At 53.1% G+C, this 25,531-nt stretch carries 18 protein-coding genes; 14 read left to right on the top strand and 4 right to left on the bottom strand.

Annotated features, from left to right (window positions below; genetic code table 11):
* Positions 1 to 39: 39 nt before the first annotated feature.
* From yegD to AC6I8X_RS13065, 3 genes are all read right to left on the bottom strand, one after another.
* Positions 40 to 1,392 (bottom strand): molecular chaperone, encoded by a 1,353-nt coding sequence (gene yegD, locus AC6I8X_RS13075; protein ID WP_497841038.1) that lies wholly within the window; start codon positions 1,390 to 1,392, stop codon positions 40 to 42.
* 65 nt (positions 1,393 to 1,457) lie between these two features.
* Positions 1,458 to 4,022 carry a diguanylate cyclase gene (locus AC6I8X_RS13070; protein WP_313687805.1) on the bottom strand — a complete coding sequence of 855 codons (2,565 nt, stop codon included), beginning with the start codon at positions 4,020 to 4,022 and terminating at the stop codon, positions 1,458 to 1,460.
* A gap of 160 nt (positions 4,023 to 4,182) precedes the next feature.
* Positions 4,183 to 4,797 (bottom strand): phosphatase PAP2 family protein, encoded by a 615-nt coding sequence (locus AC6I8X_RS13065; RefSeq protein WP_299445572.1) that lies wholly within the window; start codon positions 4,795 to 4,797, stop codon positions 4,183 to 4,185.
* A 237-nt stretch (positions 4,798 to 5,034) separates the two neighbouring features.
* Between AC6I8X_RS13065 and udk the strand changes: the two genes are divergently transcribed.
* The 3 genes from udk (at position 5,035) to asmA (ending at position 8,162) form a co-directional block, all read left to right on the top strand.
* Positions 5,035 to 5,676 carry a uridine kinase gene (gene udk / locus AC6I8X_RS13060; protein WP_299445574.1) on the top strand — a complete coding sequence of 214 codons (642 nt, stop codon included), beginning with the start codon at positions 5,035 to 5,037 and terminating at the stop codon, positions 5,674 to 5,676.
* Positions 5,677 to 5,759: 83 nt separating this feature from the next.
* Positions 5,760 to 6,341: a dCTP deaminase gene (dcd, locus tag AC6I8X_RS13055; protein ID WP_013509754.1), complete on the top strand. Its 582-nt coding sequence runs from the start codon at positions 5,760 to 5,762 to the stop codon at positions 6,339 to 6,341.
* A 21-nt stretch (positions 6,342 to 6,362) separates the two neighbouring features.
* A complete protein-coding gene (gene asmA / locus AC6I8X_RS13050) occupies positions 6,363 to 8,162 on the top strand; it encodes an outer membrane assembly protein AsmA (protein WP_313687810.1) in 1,800 nt (599 codons plus the stop codon).
* 70 nt (positions 8,163 to 8,232) lie between these two features.
* Here asmA and AC6I8X_RS13045 read toward each other — a convergent pair whose 3' ends face one another.
* Complete coding sequence (locus tag AC6I8X_RS13045) at positions 8,233 to 9,795, bottom strand: TerC family protein (RefSeq protein ID WP_497839939.1); 1,563 nt, start codon at positions 9,793 to 9,795, stop codon at positions 8,233 to 8,235.
* Positions 9,796 to 10,592: 797 nt separating this feature from the next.
* Here AC6I8X_RS13045 and wbaP point away from each other — a divergent pair.
* The 11 genes from wbaP to AC6I8X_RS12990 all read left to right on the top strand — a co-directional run bounded on the left by wbaP (position 10,593) and on the right by AC6I8X_RS12990 (position 25,296).
* Positions 10,593 to 12,026, top strand: coding sequence for an undecaprenyl-phosphate galactose phosphotransferase WbaP (wbaP, locus tag AC6I8X_RS13040; protein ID WP_497839938.1), 1,434 nt, complete (start codon positions 10,593 to 10,595; stop codon positions 12,024 to 12,026).
* A 154-nt stretch (positions 12,027 to 12,180) separates the two neighbouring features.
* Complete coding sequence (locus tag AC6I8X_RS13035; protein WP_313690334.1) at positions 12,181 to 13,317, top strand: polysaccharide export protein; 1,137 nt, start codon at positions 12,181 to 12,183, stop codon at positions 13,315 to 13,317.
* 9 nt (positions 13,318 to 13,326) lie between these two features.
* Positions 13,327 to 13,761, top strand: coding sequence for an arsenate reductase/protein-tyrosine-phosphatase family protein (locus AC6I8X_RS13030; RefSeq protein ID WP_299445586.1), 435 nt, complete (start codon positions 13,327 to 13,329; stop codon positions 13,759 to 13,761).
* Between the two features lie 12 nt (positions 13,762 to 13,773).
* Positions 13,774 to 15,951 (top strand): tyrosine-protein kinase Wzc, encoded by a 2,178-nt coding sequence (gene wzc, locus AC6I8X_RS13025; RefSeq protein WP_497839937.1) that lies wholly within the window; start codon positions 13,774 to 13,776, stop codon positions 15,949 to 15,951.
* Between the two features lie 233 nt (positions 15,952 to 16,184).
* The gene (locus AC6I8X_RS13020) at positions 16,185 to 17,102 is read left to right on the top strand and encodes a glycosyltransferase family 2 protein (RefSeq protein ID WP_084876001.1); all 918 of its coding nucleotides are present in this window, start codon (positions 16,185 to 16,187) and stop codon (positions 17,100 to 17,102) included.
* Between the two features lie 83 nt (positions 17,103 to 17,185).
* Positions 17,186 to 17,938, top strand: coding sequence for a glycosyltransferase family 2 protein (locus AC6I8X_RS13015; RefSeq protein WP_084876000.1), 753 nt, complete (start codon positions 17,186 to 17,188; stop codon positions 17,936 to 17,938).
* Between the two features lie 40 nt (positions 17,939 to 17,978).
* A complete protein-coding gene (locus tag AC6I8X_RS13010; RefSeq protein ID WP_313683128.1) occupies positions 17,979 to 19,013 on the top strand; it encodes a glycosyltransferase in 1,035 nt (344 codons plus the stop codon).
* Positions 19,014 to 19,090: 77 nt separating this feature from the next.
* On the top strand, positions 19,091 to 21,301 hold the full coding sequence (locus AC6I8X_RS13005) for a phage tailspike protein (RefSeq protein WP_497839936.1): 2,211 nt from the start codon (positions 19,091 to 19,093) through the stop codon (positions 21,299 to 21,301).
* Between the two features lie 167 nt (positions 21,302 to 21,468).
* The gene (gene wcaK, locus AC6I8X_RS13000; protein WP_497839935.1) at positions 21,469 to 22,731 is read left to right on the top strand and encodes a colanic acid biosynthesis pyruvyl transferase WcaK; all 1,263 of its coding nucleotides are present in this window, start codon (positions 21,469 to 21,471) and stop codon (positions 22,729 to 22,731) included.
* A 4-nt stretch (positions 22,732 to 22,735) separates the two neighbouring features.
* Positions 22,736 to 23,959: a glycosyltransferase gene (locus AC6I8X_RS12995; RefSeq protein ID WP_313683131.1), complete on the top strand. Its 1,224-nt coding sequence runs from the start codon at positions 22,736 to 22,738 to the stop codon at positions 23,957 to 23,959.
* Positions 23,956 to 25,296, top strand: coding sequence for an MOP flippase family protein (locus tag AC6I8X_RS12990; protein WP_497839934.1), 1,341 nt, complete (start codon positions 23,956 to 23,958; stop codon positions 25,294 to 25,296). Before AC6I8X_RS12995 ends, AC6I8X_RS12990 begins: the two co-directional genes overlap by 4 nt.
* Positions 25,297 to 25,531 lie beyond the last annotated feature (235 nt).

Genomic DNA, 25,531 nt, shown 5'->3' with positions numbered 1-25,531 from the left:
CTTTGCAGAAGGCGTCCTGCGGGACGCCTTTTTTTTATCTCAGGCAAACATAATTTCAGCCCAGCGGGCCAGACCTGCTGTCACCGAGCCAAAATCATCGCCGCTGGCGATCGGCGTATTCGGTAATGCCTGTTGCAGTGCCGCGCGCAGAATCGGTGAACGCGCGCTGCCACCGGTCAGATAGATCACTTCAGGTTTGGTGGCGCAGGTTGCCAGCGCCAGGTGAACCTGTTCCAGAATCCGCTCCAGCGGCTGATTGATCGCCTCTTCCAGCTGGCTGGTGCTGGTTTCCGCCTGCAACTGTGAGGCAATAAATGCCAGCGAGGCGGATGTGATCGGCTGCTCGGACAGGGCGATTTTGCTTTCCTCTGCCGCACGTACCAGGCGATAACTCAGTTTTTGCTGCCACACTTTCAGCAGGTGAGTGACCTGGTCGGGGTTCTGGGCATCGCGGATTAAATCACGCAACAACTTGCCGCAGGCGGCGGAATAGAACTCGCTCTGTGCCGGAACATCGTTAATCGCTACCGCGTTCCACCACGGCAGAGCGGGCAGGGCAATGCCTTTTTGCGTGCTGCCACCAAGACCGAGCAGGGGCATCAGGGTTTTGAATGCCAGCATGATATCGAGATCGTTACCCCCGACGCGGCAGCCACTGTGGCCGAGTAAACTCTCGCGGCGATCGGCTTTGTTGCGCCATTCGGGTCCCATCAGCAGCATCGAACAGTCGGTAGTGCCGCCGCCGATATCCACCACCAGCACGCGCGTTTCTTTTTCCAGCGTGGCTTCAAAATCGAGGCCCGCAGCGACCGGCTCGAACTGGAATTCGACATCGCGGAATCCGGCGCGTTTTGCTGCACGCAGCAGAATGCCCTGAGCCTGTTCATTCGCCTCATCGCCACCCAACCCCTGGAAGTTGATGGGACGGCCAATGACCGCCTGCTCAATCGGTTGATCCAGCTGGTTTTCGCCCTGCTGACGGATATGCAGCATCATGGCGCACACCAAATCTTCAAACAGCGCGATCTGTTGTGGTTTCAGGCCGCTGGCCCCGAGAAAGGATTTGGGTGATTTTACAAACCACACCTCTTCCGGATCGACCATATAGTTCTGCAACGCCGTGAGGCCGAACTGCACGCTGCCCGGCGTGACATCGATATCTTCTTCGCGGTTAAAGCGTAACGCGCGTTGCAGCAACGCCTGGCCTTCGTTATCCGGGGTAGGTACCTGATGATGGCGATACAGCCACTCGCTAATGGCTTCGCGGGTCGGGGCGCAAATCATGGAGGGAAGCAGGCGCTGACCATTCTCCAGCGTAAGCAGTCGTGGTTCGCCCCGATCGCTGACTGCGATGGAACAGTTGGCTGTGCCGTAATCGAATCCGATAAACATCATTTCCCCCATGCCTGAAAAAAGGGGGCGACTTTAGCGCAGCTCAGGCGGGCAGGCAAGGCAGATTACATCTGTATTTCCTGATAAACGTGATACTGACCACGTCCGGCGTGTTTGGCGCTGTAACAGGCAACATCCGCCTGTGACATCACCAGGTTGCTGATGCAGTTATGTTCATCAATTTGCGTCATACCCGCACTGGCACCGACCTGGTAGACGTTTTCCATCCACATAAAGCGATACTGATTGACCGCCGTGACCAGGCGATGCACCACATCCCTGACCTGGTCCACCTCACAATCCGGTAGCAGCAACCCAAACTCATCACCACCGAGGCGGGCAAGGAAATCACTGCTGCGTAAATGATGCTGCATCAGTTCACCCAGCTCGCGCAACAACGCGTCTCCGGCCGCATGGCCTGCGGTATCATTCACCGCTTTAAATTTATCGAGGTCAATAAACACCAGTACGTGTTGATGCTGATGCACCGTGGCATCGCTCAGCAGACGCTTGAGTTGCTGTTCAAAGCTCAGACGGTTGGGCAGACGTGTCAGCATATCGTGTGAGGCGCTGTAGCTCAGGCGCTTCATCATCTTGCGTGATTCGCTAACGTCCTGAATCACCATTACTGCGCCAATATTGTCGCCGGTCAGGGTTTTCAACGGGGTGATGCTGTAATGGATTTCGAACACGCCACCGTCGGCGGTATGCAACACCAGCTCCTCTTCCAGTCCGGGGGTGGTTTTTTCTCCCGGTAACTGGCACAGCAATAAATTCTCGAGACGAGGACCCGTGGTTCCGCGCGTAATATTGAGCAACTCAGAGATCGGCAGCCCAGCCGCAGCATCCTGGGTCCAGCCGGTCATCATTTCCGCTACCGGGTTCATAAAGGTGACACGCATTTCGTCATTGGTGCTGATCACTGCCTCACCGATCGAATCGAGGGTGATTGCCATGCGCTCTTTTTCCTGGAACAACGCATCGTTCAGGGTACGCAGATGGGTGATATCCTGACTGATGCCGAGCATGCGTTCAATTTGCCCATCCTGGCTGAGGATACGGTTGGCCTCGGTGCGTACATAGCGAATGCCATCCGGCAGGTTGATGCGATATTCCATGTGAAACGCGCTGCGGCGCTCAATCGCTTCCTGTACCGTAAGTGCGGCGTAGTCCTGTTCTGACGGGTGTACGCGCTGCATCCACAGGTCGTAGGTTGGCACTTCATGGGCAGCCAGACCATACAGCTCGTGCATGCGCTTATCCCACATCAGTTCACCGGTCAGCAGGTTCCACTCCCAGACGCCAATACCCCCGGCTTCATTTGCCAGCGTGATACGTTCCATCAGGCGACGATTGACCTGCTCACTCTGTTTCAGCTCGGAAATATCGACAATCTGCGAAATGAAGTAGAGCGGCTGCTGCTGTGTATCTCGCACCATGGATACCGTCAGACGCGCCCAGACGATATCGCCATCTTTGCGGAAATAGCGCTTCTCCATGGTGTAAGTCAGAATTTCTCCCTTCAACAGGCGTTTCAGCTGCTGCAGGTCGGATTCCAGATCGTCCGGGTGGGTGATTTGCTGGAAGGTGAGTTTTTTCAACTCATCAGCCGGGAAACCCAGCGTGCGACACAGCGATTGGTTTACCTGCAACCAGCCGCCCTGCGGCGATACCAGCGCCATGCCGATAGCGGAATATTCCATCGCATTACGGAAGCGGGTTTCATTTTCGGAGATATGGTTTTTCTCACGCTGAAAGGCATCCATCACCAGAGCCATCACATGGCTGGGGAGTAATACCAGCAGGAAGGGGAGCCAGGTCCCGGTCTGACCCAGCATGCGATCCTCATGGCCAAGATTGACCAGACCAAACGCCAGCAGGAACGATATAAAGCTGGAGTTGATCAGGAAAAGTAAGAAAGCTTCAAACTTCGGCAGGCGTACTGCGCACCAGAACAGAATCACCACAATAAAGGTGAAGGGCCATGGCAGATAGCGCAGGCTCAGATAACTGGCGATCAGAGTAACGGCGAGGGTGAAGAGTGTCTCCAGAACGCGATGACGCGCTATCGGGCTTTCCTGCTTACCTGATGGCCACAGCAGCAGTACCGGACCGAGCGCCAGCATACCGATGATCTCTGAAACTACCCAGGTCGAGAAAAAGGGCAGTGTGGCTTTGCCATCAACATGCAGGATCCACAGCGCCAGCACCCCACCTGCCAGCGGTGCCAGCAGCCCGGCGAACACCACGTAACGCCCCCAGTCGAGCAGCGAATTCAGTGGTGCATTGCGGTTAAGCAACGCGCGGAGCATCATGCCACCGATCAGCGCCTGTAGCATATTCAGTAAGGCAAATTTGAGGTTACTGACTGCCGGACCGATCATCAGCAGATTGGCTAGCGCAGTACCAATCAGACAGCCCAGCAACAGGAGCGGCACGCGCGGCGCAGGGGCGCGGAACACCACAATGGTCATCAATGCGGTGGAATACCACAGCGGCGAAATACGTCCACTGACGACGATTAGCTCCAGACAAAACAGCGTTAGCAGAAACGCGATTACCCCCAGATAGAGGGCGCTGAGCCAATATTTCTTAGAGCCATACTGCGAGGTCAATATGTCGAGGGTCATGCACGAATCCAGCAGCGCGCATTCGCAACACGACGAAAAATGCGCCAGTCATTCTCTATCAGGCATGCTAGCACATCTGGTACAGATGTCTGCCGCCAATTCACTTTTGCCCCTTATTCAATAGATTGACAGGCCCTTTGTTAACAGAGGGCCTGTCAGGCTACTGACGAAAGAGGTCGGCACGCGTATACGGTTTTTCCAGACCGGCAAGGTCGGCAGAGAAGCGCTCAAGGAATTGCTGTGTGGTGGCAACACGGCCATGGCTGACGAGTAACAGTGGCACCAGAAAAGCTACGCCCATCTGTGGCAGGCTAAAGGCTTTCAGCGCGGTGTCACGCTGGCTAAGCAGGAAGGCGCTGCTGAGTGTAAAACCTAGCGCCAGACCAGCAATCACTTCGCTAGGTGAATGTGCGTGGATTGCGAGGCGGGATAACCCGACCATCATTGGGATCAGATAACCGATACTGATAGTCAGCGTGCGCCAGAAGCTGGACCAGCGACCGGAAACCAGCCACATCATTACCGGCCAGAGTGTGGCAGACATCGCGCTGTGGCCGCTAAAGCCGGTGAAGTTAAACCGGGCGCTGCCAATGCCAAAGCCAAGAAACATAATTTTAGAAATGCTGACCAGCAAACCAGCCAGACCAAACGCCAGCAGCCAATACCACACGGTACGGCGGTTGTCGCTTTTCCACGGCAGCACCAGTGCGATGATCACCGCAGTGGGGATCAGCAGCATACTGTCACCGAAATAGGTCAGGGTTTTCCAGCTCATACATCTCCTTTGGACTTACACACGGTCAGGCGCAACATTGCACGCAATATTGGCAGAAGAACAGTGTATCGATTAAGCGGCTTGCTGCAAAAGGGGATAATCTGAAAAGCCACGGCCTGCATTTCTCTGGCATCAAACCGGTGAAATACCTATAATTGCCGCCAACCAAACCCTCTCATTATCGGCCCGTCGAAGTTCCGACTTCAACAGGCTCCAGTTATCAGGTCTTAAAAAAGTATGACTGACAAGTCCCATCAGTGCGTGATCGTTGGCATTGCAGGTGCATCCGCATCCGGAAAAAGTCTTATTGCCAGCACGCTCTATCGTGAAATCCGTGACCAGGTCGGTGACGAGCATATCGGGGTAATCCCGGAAGATGCCTACTACAAAGATCAAAGCCACCTCACCATGGAAGAGAGGGTCAAAACCAATTATGACCATCCGAGTGCGATGGATCATGACCTGCTGCTGCAACATCTTCAGGCACTGAAGGCGGGGCAGGACATCGAACTGCCGGTTTACAGCTATGTTGAGCACACCCGTACCACTGAGTGTATCCACCTGAAGCCGAAAAAGGTGATTATCCTCGAAGGGATCTTGCTGCTCACTGATGCGCGCCTGCGTCAGGAAATGAATTTCTCCATTTTCGTCGATACCCCGCTGGATATCTGCCTGATGCGTCGTATGAAACGTGATGTTAACGAACGCGGCCGTTCGATGGATTCAGTGATGAGCCAGTATCAGAAGACGGTTCGCCCGATGTTCCTGCAGTTTATCGAACCCTCCAAGCAGTACGCCGACATTATTGTGCCGCGCGGTGGGAAAAACCGCATTGCCATTGATATCCTCAAGGCAAAAATTAACCAGTTCTTCGAATAAACCGCGTCCGGATGGACGTGACGCGCTCAGGTTGTCACATCAGCGGCAGCCTTTCGCTACACTTAAATCATGGAGTCACAGCGATGAGATTATGCGATCGCGATATAGAAACCTGGCTGGACAGCGGTAAGCTGGCGATCTCGCCACGTCCGCCAGTTGAGCGTATTAATGGTGCCACGGTCGATGTGCGCCTCGGCAATCAGTTCCGCACCTTTCGCGGCCACACGGCGGCATTTATCGACCTCAGTGGTCCAAAGCATGAGGTGAGTGCTGCACTGGATCGCGTGATGAGCGATGAAATTGTGCTGCCGGAAGGGGAAGCGTTCTTCCTGCATCCGGGCGAGCTGGCGCTGGCGGTGACGCTGGAATCCGTGACGTTGCCGGATGATCTGGTCGGCTGGCTGGATGGTCGTTCATCACTGGCCCGTCTGGGGTTGATGGTGCATGTGACGGCACACCGTATCGACCCGGGCTGGCAGGGGCGCATCGTGCTGGAATTTTATAATTCCGGTAAGCTGCCGCTGGCACTGCGTCCCGGTATGCTGATTGGTGCCCTGAGTTTTGAGCCACTCTCCGGCCCGGCGGCGCGTCCGTACAACCGTCGTGAAGATGCTAAATATCGTGGCCAGCAGGGTGCTGATGCCAGCCGTATCGACAAAGATTGATCGCCGGATATTGAGGATGTAATGAGAAGAGTGATAACCACGCTGGCCATCCTGTTAGTGGTGGTCGTAGCGGGAATGACAGCACTGGTGTTGCTGGTGAATCCCAACGACTTTCGTACCTATATGGTACAACAGGTGGAACAACGCAGTGGTTATCGGCTCCAGGTCAGTGGCGATCTGCGCTGGCACGTCTGGCCGCAGCTGAGCATTCTGGCTGGCCGGATGAGCCTGACTGCGCCCGGGGCCAGTCAGCCGGTGGTCATCGCAGAAAATATGCGTCTCGACGTTAACCTGTGGCCGTTACTCTCTCATCAACTGAGCGTCAGCCAGGTGATGCTGAAAAATGCCATCATCCGCGTCACGCCTGATAGTGATGCGAAAAAGCCGACGGGGGCACCGGTAGGGCCGCGTGATGCCGAACCGGTTGCCAGTAACAATGGCTGGTCATTTGATATTGGTAAGCTGCGCCTTGCTGATAGCCTGCTGATTTGGCAGCAGCAGGGCGGTGACGAATACAACTTCCGCGCGCTGAACCTCAACCTGAGTCAGGATGCCAGCAAGCAAGCCAGCATTGATCTCAGCACCCGTATTTCCCGCAATCAGCGCAACCTTGTGGTCAGCCTCAAGGGACAGCTTGATGCTGCGCAATATCCCCATCGTTTGACAGGTCAGATTGATGCGCTGGATTACACGCTGGATGGTGCCAATTTGCCGACCCAGGGAATCAAAGGGACGCTGAGTGGCGAAGGTGAATGGAATAATGACCGCCAGCAGTTTGCCTTGAATAAAATGCAACTGAGTGCCAATGACAGTTCGCTTGACGGCAGCGCGCAAGGACGTCTTTCTCTGCCGCAGCAGCTCGCGCTGAAGCTACATGCCTCGACGCTGAATCTCGATAATCTGATGGCCAGTGCCCCGGTCAGTGATAGTGGTACCCCGCAACATGCCAGCGTGATACGCACCCCGGTGATTGCCGAGCCGCGTGAGCGTGACAACAGCGATTCGCCGCTGAATATGATGGACCTGTCACTGAACCTCAATGCGGACAAAGCGGTGTGGCGTGGATTGACGTTAAGCAATCTGCAACTGGCCGCCAGTAATCAGGAGGGGCTGATGACCCTCAGCCAATTGCAGGGCAAGCTGGGCGACGGGCAGTTCTCAATACCGGGAACCGTAGATATTCGTCATCCGGTCACTGAGGTGACGTTGCAACCGGAACTGTCACAGGTGGCGATTGCGCCGCTGCTGAAGGCATTTGAACTGCCGGAAGCGTTACAGGGAACGGTGTCACTGCAGGGTGATTTGAGTGGCAGCGGTCTGAGTATCGATGATGCCAAACAGAACTGGCAGGGGAGTGCGGAATTAACCGCCAACAACCTGCAATTGGCGCAGATCAATCTGCAGCAGATGGTGCGACGTGCCGTCGATCGTATCAGCAATCGCGTCACCAACGACGCCAGCGACGACCAGAATATCCAGCAGTTGAGCGGTCGCATCAGTCTGAATCATGGCAACATCATCCTGCCGGATTTGCAGGGTGGCAGTAGCCATCTGGCCGTGCAGAGCCAGGGCAATATTAACCTCGCCACTCGTCAGCTGGATGTCACCATTAATATGATGCTGCGTGGCTGGAAAGGCGACGATAAGCTGGCTGCAGTGATGAATGAGCAGACTATCCCGCTGCGTATGTACGGTCAGTGGGACAATTTGCAATATTCGCTGCCGGTGGATCAGGTTTTGCGCCAGCAATTGCAGAGTGAAGCGAAGAGCAGACTGGATCAGTGGCTGGATCGGCAGCAGTCATCTAAAGATAAGCAGTGATGTAGCGGCGCGATTTATCGCGCATGTTTTACGCTGCACCAACCCCAAAAGCGCGCGATAAATCGCGCCGCTACGGGGTAGGTTCCAGCGGCACAATCTCCACCTTCTGCACGCGGTGATTTTCTACCTGCAACGTCCGCAGCAGGTAATCCCCCACCTGTAAAACTTCCCCTTCCTGCGGCACATGTTGCAGGCTATCCATCAGTAAACCGGCCAACGTGTGATAGTTACGTTTCTCATCCAGTGGCAGGTGTACATACACCGCTAAATCTTCCAGCGGCATATGGCCGTTCGCAATCCATCCGCCGTCGGAGCTGGGTTGAATGTCATAGCGGGCATCAATCTCTTCTCCTTCATTAGGCAGATTACCCGCAATGGTTTCCATCACATCGCTAAGCGTGACCACCCCTTCCACCGAGCCAAATTCATCGACCACAAAGGCAAAATGGGTGCGTGCCTGGCGAAACTGTTCCAGCGCCTGCAGCAACGTGAGGCGTTCGGGGAACACCAGCGGCTGACGAATCAGCGAACGTAAATCGAGTGATTTAACATGCAAAGCCTGATGCATCAGATCAATGACATGCACCACGCCCAGTGGCTCATTGCCCTTTTCGGTAATCAGGATGCGGGTGTGCTGATTGCGATCGAGTTTCGCCATAATTTCTGCCGGGTCTTCACTCAAATCGATATGTTCAACGTCATGGCGTGAGGTCATGATGCTGCTGATTTGTCGCTGTCCCAGCCCCAGTACGCGCGCAATCATGCGCCGTTCCTGGCGATTAAACAGCGCGCCTTCCTCGCTATCCGCGAGGAGCGATGCGGTGTCGGCGTCCAGCTCCGCACGTTGCGCTTCACCACGTAAAATACGCAGCACCGCTTCAGCAGTGCGCTGACGCAGCGGACGGCCAGCAGAAAGAAAACGGCGGCGGTTAAATATCGCCAGCTGGTTGAATATTTCAATCAGGATTGAGAAGCCGATGGCGGCGTACAGGTATCCTTTGGGGATGATAAAGCCAAGGCCTTCTGCCACCAGGCTGAAGCCAATCATCAGCAGGAAACTCAGGCAGAGAATGACAATGGTGGGATGGCCATTGACGAAACGCGTGAGGGGTTTACTGGCCAGCAACATCAGCAGTATGGCGATGGTGACTGCCGTCATCATCACCGGCAATTCATTCACCATACCCACTGCGGTGATCACCGCATCAAGCGAGAAGATGGCATCCAGCACCACGATTTGCGCCACGACGGGCCAGAATTTAGCACCATTATTAGTTTGACCGTCGTCTTCGTCGCTGCCTTCCAGCCGGTCATTTAATTCGGTTGTGGCTTTAAACAGTAGAAATACACCGCCCGCAGATAGCAGCAGATCGCGCGCACTGAAGCTATGTTGCCAGAAGGTAAAGAGGGGTTGGGTCAGGGTAACCAGCCAGGAAAGCGAGGCCAGCAGCAGCAGACGCGATGCCAGCGCGAGCAGCAGACCAATCACACGGGCGCGATCGCGTACCGACGAAGGTAATTTTTCCACCAGAATGGCAATGAAAACCAGGTTATCAATGCCTAGCACCAGCTCAAGAACGATTAGCGTGACTAATCCGGCCCAGAGCGAGGGATCAGTGATCCACGCCAACATGCTTTCATCACCTGAATGTCTGAGAATGAGCTTAGTCTTATCATAGTTAATCCTCAGGCAGGGAACAAATAGCGCCTGATCACCGTATTACATAGGGTGCTCATGATAATAAGGAATATTCCTAAACGCTATTTTGTACAGATAAGTTGAATGTATGGATAAACAACATGCGCCTGATATCACCACTATTAATTTTTTTCTTCATGCGTCGATGTGCATTTTTAATGCGAAATGCGCAGAAGGTGAGTATCGAATTATTCTGATTTTTGCGTGGGAATGGCCTGAAAGGGATGGCATCAATACTAATGACTGGTAGTCTTTTTCCTAAAATAGAGCAGGGAACACGGGGTCTACTTGTAAACAAGCCAGTAATAACTAGTATAGCAACGTGTTAGTAAATGTCTGCGCTTATGTTGTTAATAGCGCGCTGTTTAGCTTCTTAATGTTGAGAATTGTGATCGTGCCCAGGTTAAGGCCAGTTATTGTCATGGCTTTTAAGGTCGTTCACAGACAGGAAATAGGGTGAGTAAAGCGGTATTGGCAGCGACAGCCAAGGGCGGTAGCGTGTCCGAAGTGCTTTTCTCTCCGGGGGATTTGCTTTGGAGGGGTATCAGCAGGAACTCGGACTAATCTGTTGGTATTTATCATAATTTTCTGGGTGTGACTGCAAAGGAACTGGCATCAACGCCGAAGATTTACCCCCCAGATTGCTGCTTTCGTGACAGTTTTTTATATCGCTCATTTATTACGCAGTCTTGTGGCATTAAGGATTAGGGAAATAAAATAAAGAGTTAATTATGCGCGATAACGAATTTACCTATAAAAGTCTCCTCACTAAAATTTTACTGGCGTGCTCGGATTTAATTTGTTTCAACGCGGCGTTGTTTATTGCTCTGGCGCTGATTAATTCGCTCACGAACTCCCCACTGGCAGATATTTCTGAAAAAGACCTCGATTTAAAAATCGCCACACACATCTGTCTGTCGATTATTTGTGTTGGCTGGTTCTGGGTTCGCCTGCGACATTTCACCTATCGCAAGCCTTTCTGGTTCGAGCTCAAAGAGATCTTTCGTACCATTCTTATTTTCTCTGTCATCGATTTGTCAATTACCGCACTGTCACAGTGGCAGATGTCGCGTTTTGTCTGGGTACTGACCTGGCTTCTGGCATTAATCCTAATTCCACTGGGGCGTGCCCTGTCAAAACGCGTCCTGAACCATTTTGGCATGTGGAAAAAGCAGACCATTATCATCGGCAGTAGCAAGAATGCCGAGGAAGCCTGGCAGGCACTGCAAAGCGAAGAAGTGATGGGATTTGATGTGATCGCTTTTTTCGATGTGGATGGCAGTTGCCCACAGACCAGCATTGCCGGTGTTCCGGTGCTGCGTAATGAGCAGGAATTGTGGCAGCTCACCAACGTTGAGACGCAATTTATCGTCGCGGTGGAGTTTGAGCAGAGCCAGTATCGTGATAACTGGCTGAAGACGCTCGCTATGCACAACTGTCGCTCAGTTTCCGTTATCCCAACGCTGCGTGGTGTGCCGCTCTACGGCACCGATATGGCGTATATCTTCAGCCACGAAGTGATGATCCTGAGGGTTAATAACAACCTGGCGAAGCGGACTTCGCGTTGCCTGAAACGTGTCTTCGATGTTGTTGGCGCGCTCAGCATCATCATTGCGCTGTCACCGGCATTACTGGTGCTGGGATTCCTGGTGGGACGTGACGGCGGCAACCCGATATACGGCCATGAACGCGTCGGTATGAATGGTCGCAAGTTCAAATGTCTCAAATTCCGCTCGATGGTGATCAACTCAAAAGAGGTGCTGGAAGAGGTACTGCGTACCGATCCGGTGGCGCGCGCCGAGTGGGACAAAGATTTCAAACTGAAGAACGATCCCCGCATTACTAAAGTCGGTCACTTTATCCGTAAAACCAGTCTGGATGAGTTACCGCAACTGTGGAACGTGGTCCGTGGCGATATGAGCCTGGTGGGACCGCGTCCGGTTATCGAAGATGAACTCTGCCGTTATGCCGGTGACGTCGATTATTACCTGATGGCGAAACCAGGCATGACGGGATTGTGGCAGGTCAGCGGTCGTAACGACGTTGACTATGAAACGCGCGTCTATTTCGATTCGTGGTATGTCAAAAACTGGTCGCTGTGGAATGACATCGCGATTCTGTTTAAGACGATTGGCGTAGTGCTGAAACGCGACGGAGCTTATTGATAGACAGCGAGGGCAAGGCGACAACATAAAACCCAGGGAGCCAATGATAATGACCCACAGTTTCGGTGTTTAACCCGTCGGCTTTATTTTTGTAAGACGCTTACACAGCGGCGTTTTCGCCTCTATCAATCATTAACTGATAGCGAAGATCCAGATGATTACAATGAAAATTAAAATGATACCGTTACTGGTATCAGCCACTATTCTCTCCGGGTGCACGATCGAGCCAGGTCAGCGCCTTTCCACTAGCGGAAAAGATGTCATTGAGCAGCAGGACAGCAATTTTGACATCGACAAATACGTTAACGTCTTTCCTTTAACACCGCGTCTGGTTGAGCAGATGCGTCCGAAACCGCTGGTGGCGCAAGCCAACCCGGCGTTGCAGAACGAAATTCAGAGCTATGAATATCGTGTCGGCATTGGTGATGTACTGAACGTCACCGTGTGGGATCACCCGGAATTGACCACCCCTGCGGGCCAGTACCGCAGTGCCAGCGACACCGGTAACTGGGTGCAGGCTGATGGTACGATCTTCTATCCCTATATCGGCAAAGTGCGAGTTGCGGGTAGAACCGTGACTGAAATCCGTGCCGAAATCGCGCGCCGTCTGGCGCAGTACATCGAAAGTCCGCAGGTGGATGTGAACGTCGCTGCCTTCCGTTCACAAAAAACCTATATCAGCGGTTCGGTGACGACTTCAGGCCAGCAGGCGATTACCAACGTACCGCTTACGGTATTGGACGCGGTCAACGCCGCAGGGGGTCTGACGGCGGATGCCGACTGGCGTAACGTGGTGCTGACGCACGGTGGCCGCGAACAGCGCATTTCGCTGCAGGCGCTGATGCAAAACGGTGACCTGAGCCAGAACCACTTGCTGTATCCGGGCGATATTCTTTACGTCCCACGTAACGACGATCTGAAGGTCTTCGTTATGGGTGAAGTTAAGCAGCAAACCACGCTGAAAATGGACCGCAGCGGCATGACGCTGGCTGAAGCGCTGGGCAATGCTCAGGGCATGGATCAGACCACGGCAGATGCCACCGGCGTGTTCGTCATTCGTCCTATTCGTGGCAGCAACCGTACCAAGATCGCCAACATCTATCAGTTGAATACCAAAGATGCGGCATCAATGGTGATGGGTACTGAATTCCAACTGGAGCCGTACGACATCGTGTATGTCACCTCCACTCCGCTCACCCGCTGGAACCGCGTGATTTCCGCGCTGCTGCCAACCATCGTCGGTATCGACGATGCAAGCTCCGCAGCACTGCGTATTCACCAGTGGAACTAAGGTTTAACCATGATTAGCTCCGTGTTAGTCGTCTGTGTCGGCAACATTTGCCGCTCCCCGACCGGGGAGCGTTTGTTCAAACGCGCTTTACCTGAAACCCGGGTAGCGTCTGCGGGGCTGGGTGCTCTGCGTGGCTCCCCGGCAGATCAAACCGCCAGTGATGTGGCTGCCAGACATGGCGTGTCACTGGCAGGTCACCAGGCTCAGCAGTTAACGGCCGAAATGTGCCGTGACTATGACCTGATTCTGGTGATGGAAAAGCGTCATGTTGAGCAGGTAAATCGGATCGATCCAGCCGCACGCGGGAAAACCATGCTGCTTGGGCACTGGCTCAACCAACAGGAAATAGCGGATCCGTACAAAAAAAGCCGTGAGGCCTTTGAAGAGGTTTACGGGTTACTGGAACACGCTACCCAGAAATGGGTCAACGTACTAAGCCGATAGTTGGGATTATCCATGAATATAAAAAACAAGGTTATGACAGCGCCGAAAGAGGATTCGAATGGATGGGATCTGGCGCATCTTGTGGGACAACTCATTGACCATCGGTGGGTCATTGTTGCCGTTACCGCCTTCTTCATGTTGGTGGGAACCCTCTACACACTGTTTGCCACGCCGATCTATAGCGCGGATGCCATGGTGCAGGTCGAGCAGAAGAACACCAACTCGGTGCTGAACGATCTGCAGGATATCCTGCCGTCAACACCGGCTTCCGATACCGAAATTCAGATTCTTGAATCGCGCATGGTCATCGGTAAAACGGTAGACGATCTCGGTCTGGATACCGTGGTGCAGCAGAACTATTTCCCGATCATCGGTAAAGGTCTGTCGCGTCTGATGGGTAACAAACCGGCGCAGATCGCGATCACGCGTCTGGAAATCCCGCGTTCGATCGACAAACGTACCGTGCAGCTGGAAGTAACCGGGCCGCAGACCTACACCGTGACCAGCAATGGGGACGAGTTGTTTAAAGGCCGCGTGGGTCAGCTGGAACAGCACGGTGAAGTCACCATGCTGGTAAGCGGTATTCAGGCGGATGCCGGCACCAGCTTTGATGTCACCAAGCTGAGCGATCTGCAGGCGATCAAAGCGGTGCTGGGCAGTCTGACGGTTGCTGATAAAGCGAAAGACACCGGCGTGCTGGGTCTGGAATATCAGGACGAAGATCCGGATCAGGCCAGCCGCGTGCTGAATCAGATCGTTAACAACTATCTGTTGCAGAACGTTGAGCGCAAATCGGAACAGGCAGCGAAAAGCCTTGATTTCCTGCGCAATCAGCTGCCGATGGTACGCGATAACCTGAATGAAGCCGAAGACAAGCTGAACGCCTATCGTCGTGAAAACGAATCGGTAGATATGTCACTGGAAGCGAAATCGGCGCTGGATTCTTCCGTCAGCGTACAAAGTCAGCTGAATGAGCTGACCTTCCGCGAAGCTGAAGTGTCACAGCTGTACACCAAAGATCACCCGACTTACCGCGCGCTGCTGGAAAAACGCAAAACGCTGGAAGACGAGCAGGCGAATCTGAACAAGAAAATTGCGCAGATGCCGCAGACCCAGCAGGAGATCCTGCGTCTGACGCGTGATGTGCAGGCCGGCCAGGAGATCTACATGCAACTGCTGAATCGTCAGCAGGAGCTGGGTATCAGTAAAGCCAGTACCGTCGGGGATGTGCGCATCATTGACCAGGCAGAAACCGCTGGCTCGCCTGTCGCACCGAAGAAATTGCTGATCATTGCCGCCAGCCTGATTCTGGGCCTGGTGCTGTCCGTCGGCATTGTTCTGCTGAAAGCGGTGTTCCATCACGGTATTGAAAACCCGGAGCAACTGGAAGAGCTGGGGATGAACGTTTATGCCAGCGTGCCGTTGTCTGACTGGCAGCGTAAGAAGGATACCGAAGCACTGGCGCGGCGTGGGCACAAAGAGAAAAGTGACCCGCACAATACGCTGCTGGCGCTTGGCAACCCGACTGACCTCTCCATCGAAGCGATTCGTAGCCTGCGTACCAGCCTGCACTTCGCGATGATGGAAGCGAAGAACAACATTCTGATGATCACCGGTGCCAGCCCGGGTATTGGTAAAACCTTTATCTGTGCCAACCTGGCAACGCTGGTGTCGAAAGCGGGTCAACGCGTGTTGTTCATCGATGGTGATATGCGTCGCGGCTATACCCACGAACTGCTGGGAGCGGAAAACAAAGTTGGCCTGTCTAACGTGTTATCCGGCAAGAGTGAGTTCTCTCCGGGCATGATTCAGAAAGGCGCGTACGGATTTGATTTCCTGCCGCGTGGTCAGGTGCCACCTAACCCCTCAGAGCTGCTGATGCATCGTCGCATGGGTGAGTTGCTGGACTGGGCGGGTAAAAACTATGACCTGGTATTGATCGATACACCGCCGATCCTGGCCGTAACCGACGCTTCCATTATCGGTAAGCTGGCCGGAACCTCGCTGATGGTGGCACGTTTTGAGACCAACACCACCAAAGAGCTGGATGTCAGTTACCGTCGCTTTGCGCAGAACGGTATTGAGATCAAAGGCGTCATCCTCAACGCCGTGGTGCGTAAAGCATCGAATGTCTACGGTTATGGCTACGACTACTACAACTACGAGTACGGCAAAGAAACCAAAAGCTAAGAGACAGACACTCTTCCGGGGCGGTTTATCCGCCCCGTTTTTATCGTGCGTTTTGCACTGATTTTTAAACACTTATACACACAGCACACGCTTAGGTAATTCCGTAATGGTAGGCAACTGCTTAATGAGAAATGGATATAACGGCATGATTTTTTAGGAAAAAAGCCGATTCCCATCATCAGGTGGCGGAGTATACCGTTGAATCTGGAACAGCTGTTTAAGAGGTGCTGGCAATGCAGGATATCCACTTCTCAATTGTAATTCCCGCTTATAACGCGTCGAAGTCGATTGTGACGACGCTGGATTGTGTCAATGCGCAGAGTTATCGCAATTTTGAAGTCATCATTGTGGATGACAAATCAGCCGATGCGGCTGAACTGGCGCAGGTGGTGCGCAGCGATCGCTATCAGGACCTGGACATCAGGCTGGAGCTCTCTGAGGTAAAACTCAACGGGGCAGGGGCGCGCAATAAAGGGATTGAACTCGCCAGCGGTGATTTCATCAGTTTTCTTGATGCCGACGATGAATGGCATCCGGACAAGCTGCTGGAAGTCTCGCGCACCATCGCTAATCTTGAGGCACAGGGCAAGTCGCGTTATGTCATCTTTAGTCAGGTGAATATTCACCAGGACGGTAGCTTCCTGAAAGTGATGCCGATGCAGCCACCTGGTAACAACGAAACCGTGGCTGAATATCTGTTTGGTTGTTATGGCTTCATCCAGACCAGTACCATCGTGCTGAAGCGTGCCGATGCCGAACAGATCAAATTCGATACGCGCTATATTCGCCACCAGGACTATGACTTCTGCATTCGCGCCGATCGCATGGGCTATCAATTCGTCATGATTGATAAACCGCTGGCGACCTACCATCTGGTGACCAAATTTGGCTCGAAGCATAAAGGGGAGTCGGTGAAATACTCCTTCTTCTGGCTCGATACCATGAAACCCTATCTGACGGCGCGCGATATCCACACCTACAAAGCGTTCAAACTGCCGCTGCGGTACAAAATGGATGGCAACTCGCTGCTGGCGAGCGTCAGCTTCGCGCGTTACTTCTTCCTGACTAACAAAGATAACCAGGCTTACTTCATGAGCCGTCTGATGAACAAGGTGAAATCCCGTTTCTTTGGCAGCAGGGCTGTTTCCTGATTGGTGGTTCTTTTGATTTCACTTGCTCCCAGACCGGGGCAATTTTTTTGTACTTCCTGTCATCTCCTCTTACGGGTATTCAGATGAAAAATCATGTAGGCACCATCGGCATTGTGATGCCGATGTATAACGCGCGCCAGACGGTATTGCGTGCGGTGCAGTCGATTCTCGATCAGAGCTATAGCGACTGGCATCTCTATCTGATCAACGATAAATCGACCGACGATTCGCTGGCTTTGGTACGTGAACATTGCCAGGACGCGCGTATCACTATTCTCAACAATGAGATGAACCAGGGTGCGGCAGAGACCCGTAATGTCGGGCTGCGTGCTGCACAGCAAGAGATCATCGCTTTTCTTGATAGCGATGATGAATGGCATGCGGAAAAACTGGCTGAACAGGCCGCCGCGATTGCGGCCGGTGACGATTTTGTTATTACCCATTACCACTACAAAACCAAAAGCGCTGACCACGATATCATCTACAGCAAACCCTATCTGCAACAGCAAAACTTCGTGAAGAAGCAGTATCGCGTCTGCTTTTCTTCAGTTTGTTTTCGCCGTCCTCCGCAGGGCATCTTCTTTCAGCGTAAAGGCCATGAAGATTTCCTGTTCCTCTACGAGCTGTTTCTCCGTTACCGGCAAGCCCGGGTGATCCAGAAGACGCTGGTGAACTATTACGAGTTGGGTGATTCGCTGTCTCGTAACAAAAATAAAGCGGCAAAATGGCACCTCGAATTATTAAGAATTATCTATAAAAACAATCCCTTAAAAATCTATTACTATTACGGCTGGTATATGGTGAACGGTGTGCTTTTCACCCTGAAGCATCGTTGATACCCGGCATCATTTGCGCGTTTGAGGTGGAAAGCGTTTCATGAAAAAGATTGTACTGGTGATTAAGGATGCTTATTCGTACGCGGGTACGGAAAACATCTGCAACTTTATGTCGGAGTGTCTCGGCGAACAGCATGAGGTGACCGTTTATTCGCTGGAGGGTAGCGGAAAGCCGTTTTACCCCTTTACCCATGCCAAAGAGATTGTCAGCTTTGCCGGGCACAGTAATCCGATTAAAAGCGCGGTGGCCCGCATCCAGCAGGAAGGGTTCGACAGCGTTTTCCTTATCAGCATGGGGCGTCTCAGTGTGATGTTTGCCTTCTGGAACTTGATGTCCATGAAGAAAAAGCGCTTCAAAGCCTATGCCTGCGAGCACATCGCCATCAACTCCTTTAGTAAACCGATCAAATTGCTGAAATGGCTGTTGCTGCGCTTCTATGACCAGGTGATCGTGCTGACCGATAAAGACCATCAGGTCTTCAGCCGCTGGAATATTCCCAGCCAGCAGATTCCCAATCCGGTGGTGTACAAATCTTTTGCGCGTCACACGCGAACCCGTCAGGCGCTGGCCATTGGCCGCCTCGAACATCAGAAAGGTTTCGACCTGCTGCTGGATATCTGGGCTGATTTCAGCAAAACCCACCCTGACTGGACGCTGGTTGTCGCCGGAGACGGTGAGGTACGCCAGCAATTACACGATCAGGCTGCACAGCTGGGGATCACGGACAGCGTCAATTTCGTCGGCAGAGTCAGCAACATCAATGATTACTACCGTGGCAGCGACATGGCGCTGATGACCTCGCGTTATGAAGGATTACCGCTGGTGCTGCTGGAAGCCAAATCCTGGTCGCTGCCGGTGGTGGCCTATGACTGCCCGACCGGACCGCAGGAAATTATCAATCATGGCGAAGATGGCTTCCTGGTACCCATGAATGACAAAACCACTTTCCTCGCACGTATGGACCAACTCGCCAGTGACGATGCGTTGTTCTACCGCATGAGCGAGAAAACCAAAGAAACGGCGCTGAAGTTTGACGGGAAAGAGATCAAACAAAGCTGGCTGGCGCTGATTTAACGCCGCATGAAGCCTACGGCTACCTCGGGGACACACTTATGGCCGCCTGGCGGCCCCATGACCACGGGATTTGATGCATGAAAAGAAGAGAAGTCTTACAAACCGCAGCCTCCTCCATTGTTGCTGCGCTCTCGGTGAGTGCATTTTCCAGCTATGCCGCAAAAAATGGCCAGCCAGCATTGAAGGCGGTCGATCCTTCCAGCGTGCCGCAGGGAGATGTCCCGATTCTCACGCCGGAAAATGTTTACACCATGCCGCCGCAATTCTGGCAGAACTTTGAGGGCAAATTGTGGATTGGTAAGGCCGGTAGCGATGCCAGCAAAGCGGGTAACCAGATCCCGGTTTATCTGCGTGATGCCAGCGGCAAAATATCGCAAATCAGTCAGCCGATTGCGTTGAATAAGGGCAATTTTGCGCAATTTATCCACGATAATGCGGCGTTAATCGCTGATCCTGCCCACTCGATGGCCGTTGAAGACAACAGCGGCAATACGTTGTTTTCTATTGATGACGTAAGTCGTCCCAATCAAAGCAACTTCAGTCAGCGCCTGGCGCAACCCAATGGTTACCAGCTGATCGGGGAAATCCCCTCGGTAGAGGAATTGCGTAAAACCCGTCCGCTGTTTGCCGGTGCCAAAATCAAGCTGAAAAGCTGGCATGAAGGCCTGGAAGTGGGCGGTGGCGAATTTGTCGGTGCCTTTGGTGATGGCAAAGACGATAACGGCGTGATGTTCAGCGGTAACGGTTTTACCTGGCGTCGCGTGGTGGAAGATTTCAACCGTCTGACGTTGTTCGATTTCGGCGCGATCGCTGACGGCAAAACCGATGCCGCACCTGCCATCAAGGCGATGTATCAATGGTCGCAGGATGCTAATCAGCCGATTTGCGTGCAGTTCCCGGCGGGGACGTTCTTTGTTTCCGGTTGTGATTTCGGTGACCAGCAACAGCGCTTCTTCCGTATTTCTGGTGCGATGGTGAACTTTGGCTATTTCCCAGCCACCACGCTGGTTTCGGATGGTCGTTCCGAATTCCTGTTTCAGGTAAATGCCCGCTGGACCGAAATTTCTAACCTGATTTTTAACGGTAACAGCGACAAGCGTCCGAATAAGCAGGGGTTATTCCGTAATACCTGCCCGGGAGGCCAGTTCTTCCGTGGGGCTTGTTTGCGCTTTAACCAGGTGGGCGGCGTTTCGTTGAGTTTGCTGGATACGCTGGATTGCAAAATCGACCAGTGGTACGCCAACGGGTGTACAGGCGATGTGATTAAAGCCAGCTGGTCCGGGCAGAAAGCGGGTAACTGGGATCACAGCACCGCCATTGAGCTTTCCAACTTCAATGCCCAGCACTGTAAAGGCGGGATGGTGCTGAATCTGCCACGTTGCAGCCAGTCGATCATTCATAACGGCTGGATTGAGCACACCGAAAATCCCGGCGATATCTCCAATGGCCAATGGATCATTGATGCACTGAGTCTGGAAGATTGTAAGAACCCGTTGATCGCCCGTAACTCACGGCTGAATATGCGCCAGACCAATCTGCAGGCCGGTAGCTGGATCGATAACTCGCTGGAGGGCGAGCGCTGGCTGAATATCTGGGAGATGGGTTCAACGCGCGTTGAATCCTATGGCGTCGCCATCGACGGCAGCCTGAATTACAACTACATCACTTCACGTTTTCGCCTGTCGAACAACACCAATCAGGAAACCTGGTTTGAGCTGGGGAATTTCTATTCACCTGCCGTGGGTGATAGCTGGGAAATTGAGGTGTTTGGTCAGGCGCAATTTAGTAATGGGACGGACAACCAACCGCTGATGAACCCGATCGACGGCAAAGGCACCGGTGGCCGCGCGGTTATCCACTTGCAGCGCAAGAAAAGCAAGGCGGAAGCCAGCTGGTCTGCGGAAGGCAGTTCACCGCTGGTGGATGTGCGCTATGAACCGCGTACTGATACGGACACCAAAGTGTTCGTCAAACTGGCCGGCTGGACACCCGCCACTGTTGTGCTGATCAAAAGTACCGCGAAGGATCGCTTCCTCGCCGGTCGCTGTGCGCGCGTCGATGCCGCCATGACGCAGGGAACGCCGGCCAGCGGTAGCCAGCAGGCACCGCAGCGTTTCAGTCTGCACAACGGGAAAGCCGGTATTGGCGGCAATGAGCAGGGCGACCTGCTGATGGCCTCACGCATGCTGAAACCGGAGCAGGTTGATACCCATGAACCCAAAGGTTTTATCTCGGTAGTGATTAATGGCGAGCCCTGTGCTCTGCCGTATTTCGCTCTGAAATCGTAATACGTTCATCAACAAACCGGCCGCAAACAGGAGTGCGGCCGGATTAAATAGAGCAGTTTTTTTCAGGCGTTCGCCTCTCTTGCAGTCCTTTTTACACAGAGTTCACTTTTGCCAGGCCAGGAAAATGGCGGCTTGTAGAAAATTACAAAAATTTATCTGGAGTTTTTATGAAGATTTTATTGGTGGGTAACCATACCTGTGGAAATCGTGGGGATGGCGCGATTTTACGCGGGCTGATTGATTCACTTCAGTCCGCGCGTGGTGATCTGGATATCGACGTCATCAGCCGTTATCCAACCAGCTCTGGGTACTTACTGCAACAGGAAATCCAGCAGGATTCTCTGTTCCTGCACAATAACAAATCAGCTAAAGGGTTAGTGGGAAGCGTAAAGCGTAAAGTGGCTAACCGTTTGATGCCGGATATTATGATGGCGCATCTGGGTAAGGGGGGATTATATAAATCATTCTCTGTGCCGCCGCATCTGGCCGAATTCACCAAAAGCCTTGAACCTTATGATGCCATTATCCAGGTCGGGGGATCTTTCTTCGTCGATCTGTATGGCGTGACCCAGTTTGACCATGCGCTGTGCGCGCTCATGGCGAAAAAGCCGCTGTATATGATTGGGCATTCCGTCGGACCTTTTGAAAACCCGCGCGTTAATGCACTGGCGAACTTCGTGTTCGACCGCGTTGATAGCCTGGTGCTGCGTGAAGAGGTCAGCTATGAGCGGCTGAAACAGGATGGCGTCACCACCAGCAAAGTTAAGAAAGGTGTCGATACCGCGTTTCTGGTGCAGGCGCGTGAGGTAGAAAATCCCAGCCATAACCTGTTGCACTGGAAAGAGATTATCCGCTCACGCAAAACTATCGCGATTACCGTGCGTGAGCTGGCCCCGTTCGATAAACGTCTCGGCGTTACGCAAAAAGAATACGAAGCGGCGTTTGGTCGGGTGATCAATGCGATGATCGCCGACGGCTATCAGGTGGTGGCCTTCTCAACCTGCACCGGTATCGATAGCTATGCCAAAGATGACCGCATGGTGGCGCTGACGCTGCGTGACAGCGTTGATCATCCGGAGCATTACCATGTGATCATGGACGAATTCAACGACCTCGAACTCGGCATTTTGTTAAGTCACTGCCATCTGACGATCGGCACCCGCCTGCATTCCGCCATTATTTCCATGAATTTCGGCACACCTGCCGTTGCTATCAACTATGAACACAAGTCACTGGGTGTGATGAACCAGCTTGGCCTGCCGCAAATGGCAACCGATGTGCAGAGCCTGATGGATGGCTCGCTCATCGATAAAGTGCAGACCGTGCTGGCTGACTACGACAATGTGAAGCAGAAAGTTGATGCAGCGGTGGCGCAGGAGCGTGAGATTGGCAACCGAATCACTGAAGAAATTCTCAACGTCTTAGGGTGAAGTGATGAAGCTGACCTTTTTCACCATGCGTTTTCCGGTTGCCTCTGAGACTTTTGTCCTCAATCAGGTAACGCATTTCATTGATGCCGGTTATGACGTGGAGGTGATCTCCGTGTTTCCGGGCGATTTGATTAATCGCCATGCCGCGTTTGATGACTACAATCTGGCAGCAAAAACCCACTATCTGCTGCCGGAAGAGAAGGTATCGAACCTCGATAAGCTCACCCAACGCATCGGACTGATGCTGCCGAAAATCGGCAAACCTTCACTGCTTAAATCCCTCAACGTGCGCCGTTATGGCGCACAATCCAGCAAACTGCTGTTGCCCGCGATCGTGGCCAATGCCAGGCAAACCTTCGCCGCTGACGTATTTCTGGTGCACTTTGGCTACGCAGGTGCGCTGGCGAATAAGCTGCGCGAGCTTGGCGTACTGCGGGGTAAACAGGCCACGGTCTTCCACGGCGCGGACATCTCTCGTCGTCATATTCTGGAAGAACATAAACAGGACTATCTCAATCTGTTCCGCCAGAGCGAGCTGATGCTGCCCATCAGCCATTTGTGGGAAAACAAGTTGATTGAGATGGGGTGCCCGGCAGAGAAGATACACGTCACGCGGATGGGCATTGAGCCGGAGAAATTTAATTTCCAGCCGCGTGAAACTTTCCATACGCCGCTTCGCATTGTTTCAGTCGCACGCCTCACTGAAAAGAAAGGTCTGGATGTGGCGGTGAAAGCCAGTGAAATCCTGCGCAATGAAGGTGGGCAGTTCCAGTTCACCATCATTGGCAACGGTGAGCAGGACGGCATGATGCGCGAACACATTGCGCGCGCCGGTCTGGAAGATTATGTCAGCATGCCGGGCTTTAAGCCTCAGGAAGAGATTCGCCAGGCGCTGAGCGAAGCAGATATCTTCCTGCTGCCCTCCAAAACCGCAGCAGATGGCGATATGGAAGGGATTCCGGTAGCGCTGATGGAAGCAATGGCAGTGGGGCTGCCGGTGGTTTCTACCTTCCACAGCGGCATTCCCGAGCTGATTCAGAACAATGTTAGCGGCTGGCTGGTATCGGAAAACGATCCTGAGGAACTGGCGCAAATGTTGTTGCGTCTGTCGCGCGGAGATGTCGATGTTGCGCCGGTGGTTGCTGCCGCTCGTCACAAGGTAGAAACCGAGTTCAATCAGCATATTGCCTATGGCGAGCTGGCAAAAATTCTGGAGCGCATGGTGTGAGTGGATTAAAGTCGCAAGCCGTCTGGCTATTTGGCAGCACCTGCTTCGCCGCAGTGTTGCAGGTATTACAACTCAGCGTACTGGCTCGCAGGCTGGAAGCGCATGAGCTGGGTTTACTGGCGATTATCAACGCTATTCTGGCGGTGGCCGGGGTACTGCAGGACATGGGGATGAGCAGCTACATCGTGCATCGTCAGAACATTACCCGGCGTGAGCAAAGCACTATTTATTGGGTGAACGTTTCGCTCAGCTTCTGTACCGGGTTGATTATGTTGATGATTGCCTGGCCGGTAGCATGGTTTTATCACCTGCCGGAGTTGACCGGGCTGATTATGCTGACCAGCCTCAACTTCCTGGTTCTCGGGCATCTTTCGCAGTATCAGGCGCACTTTGTCAAAACCAAACGCATGGTGCTGCTGGCGAAGATTGAGATGGTGACCAAGCTGTTTGCCTTTCTTTGCACCGTGGCAATGTTGTATTTCACATCGCTGAGCGTTGCGGCGGCTATCCTCGGTCTGTTTATTAATGCCTTCACGCGCATTCTGTGCATGATTTACTTTGGCGAGAAATCCTGGCGTCCAACCTGGGAATTCGACCGGGCAACGTTTATCGCCGCCGTGCGTTACGGTATCTATCAGCTGGGGTCGCAGACCATTAACCAGCTACGCACGCAGGCAGATGCCCTGATCGTCGGGAAAGTAATGGGTGCCGATATGCTGGGGATCTACTCGCTGGCGAAAGAGCTGATCCTGCAACCGCTGAAGCTGGTCTCGCCAGTGATCAACCGCCTGGCGCTACCGCGTTTTGCTGAGAAGCAGCACGATCCGGAACAGCTGAAGAAGCTGTTCCTGAAAGGCACGCTCGTCATCATGCTGTTCAGCAGTACCATGTATCTGGCGATTGGTATTCTGTCCCCGGTGATTGTGCGTTTGCTGTATGGTGCATCTCATGAGCAGGTCTACCATCTGATCCCACTGATGCTGTTGTTTGGCATGTTGCGTCCGATGGGCGGGCTGACCGGGGCGATTTCCCAGGCGAACGGGCGTACTAACGTTGAGTTCTACTGGAATGTCGTAGCCAGCCTGGTGGTGTTGGTGGTACTGGCGACCACGCTGATCTGGCCTAACGTCATCTACGTGGCGCTGACACTGTCGATTTCACAGGTATTGATCTCCGCTTTTGCCCATCCCTTCTTTATCAAACCCGTTATCGGCATTCGCTTTATGCCTTATGCACGCCAGTGGGTTTCGGTCTCGGTGGTGTTTGTCGGCCTGATGTTGCTGGTAAACCACTTTAACCTGTTTGTGATGCCAGAATGGTTTGCAGGCTGGTTGTAACCTTTGACAGCCTAAGGTCGCGGCGCAATTACGTGCGCCGCGACGGCACGATCAGTCTGAAAATGGCTGGTCTTATCAATTCTGACTTTCTCCTGGCTCTCTCACTGTTTTACAGTAGGTTAGCGATTCTAATTACCCGCCAATTGGCGTCACGGTTGGGGACGAAAAAAGCGTTTTTTCAAGTTATGACAGAGAGTTAGTGCCGGTTTTTCAGATAAAGATTATACTTGCTGTT

The sequence above is a fragment of the Pantoea sp. X-Soil-TKNS-1280 genome (genome assembly GCF_059730475.1).
This window is presented reverse-complemented; position numbering and strand designations above follow the sequence as displayed.

Excerpts from the sequence above, each read along its gene's own strand:
- AC6I8X_RS12995 (WP_313683131.1), top strand. The coding sequence starts at position 22,736 with ATGAAGCTGACCTTTTTCACCATGCGTTTTCCGGTTGCCTCTGAGACT.
- AC6I8X_RS13070 (WP_313687805.1), bottom strand. The coding sequence starts at position 4,022 with ATGACCCTCGACATATTGACCTCGCAGTATGGCTCTAAGAAATATTGG.
- asmA (WP_313687810.1), top strand. The coding sequence starts at position 6,363 with ATGAGAAGAGTGATAACCACGCTGGCCATCCTGTTAGTGGTGGTCGTA.
- wzc (WP_497839937.1), top strand. The coding sequence starts at position 13,774 with ATGAATATAAAAAACAAGGTTATGACAGCGCCGAAAGAGGATTCGAAT.
- udk (WP_299445574.1), top strand. The coding sequence starts at position 5,035 with ATGACTGACAAGTCCCATCAGTGCGTGATCGTTGGCATTGCAGGTGCA.
- AC6I8X_RS13010 (WP_313683128.1), top strand. The coding sequence starts at position 17,979 with ATGAAAAAGATTGTACTGGTGATTAAGGATGCTTATTCGTACGCGGGT.
- AC6I8X_RS13015 (WP_084876000.1), top strand. The coding sequence starts at position 17,186 with ATGAAAAATCATGTAGGCACCATCGGCATTGTGATGCCGATGTATAAC.
- AC6I8X_RS13065 (WP_299445572.1), bottom strand. The coding sequence starts at position 4,797 with ATGAGCTGGAAAACCCTGACCTATTTCGGTGACAGTATGCTGCTGATC.
- AC6I8X_RS13035 (WP_313690334.1), top strand. The coding sequence starts at position 12,181 with ATGATTACAATGAAAATTAAAATGATACCGTTACTGGTATCAGCCACT.
- AC6I8X_RS13020 (WP_084876001.1), top strand. The coding sequence starts at position 16,185 with ATGCAGGATATCCACTTCTCAATTGTAATTCCCGCTTATAACGCGTCG.
- AC6I8X_RS13045 (WP_497839939.1), bottom strand. The coding sequence starts at position 9,795 with ATGTTGGCGTGGATCACTGATCCCTCGCTCTGGGCCGGATTAGTCACG.
- wbaP (WP_497839938.1), top strand. The coding sequence starts at position 10,593 with ATGCGCGATAACGAATTTACCTATAAAAGTCTCCTCACTAAAATTTTA.
- AC6I8X_RS13005 (WP_497839936.1), top strand. The coding sequence starts at position 19,091 with ATGAAAAGAAGAGAAGTCTTACAAACCGCAGCCTCCTCCATTGTTGCT.
- dcd (WP_013509754.1), top strand. The coding sequence starts at position 5,760 with ATGAGATTATGCGATCGCGATATAGAAACCTGGCTGGACAGCGGTAAG.
- wcaK (WP_497839935.1), top strand. The coding sequence starts at position 21,469 with ATGAAGATTTTATTGGTGGGTAACCATACCTGTGGAAATCGTGGGGAT.
- yegD (WP_497841038.1), bottom strand. The coding sequence starts at position 1,392 with ATGTTTATCGGATTCGATTACGGCACAGCCAACTGTTCCATCGCAGTC.
- AC6I8X_RS13030 (WP_299445586.1), top strand. The coding sequence starts at position 13,327 with ATGATTAGCTCCGTGTTAGTCGTCTGTGTCGGCAACATTTGCCGCTCC.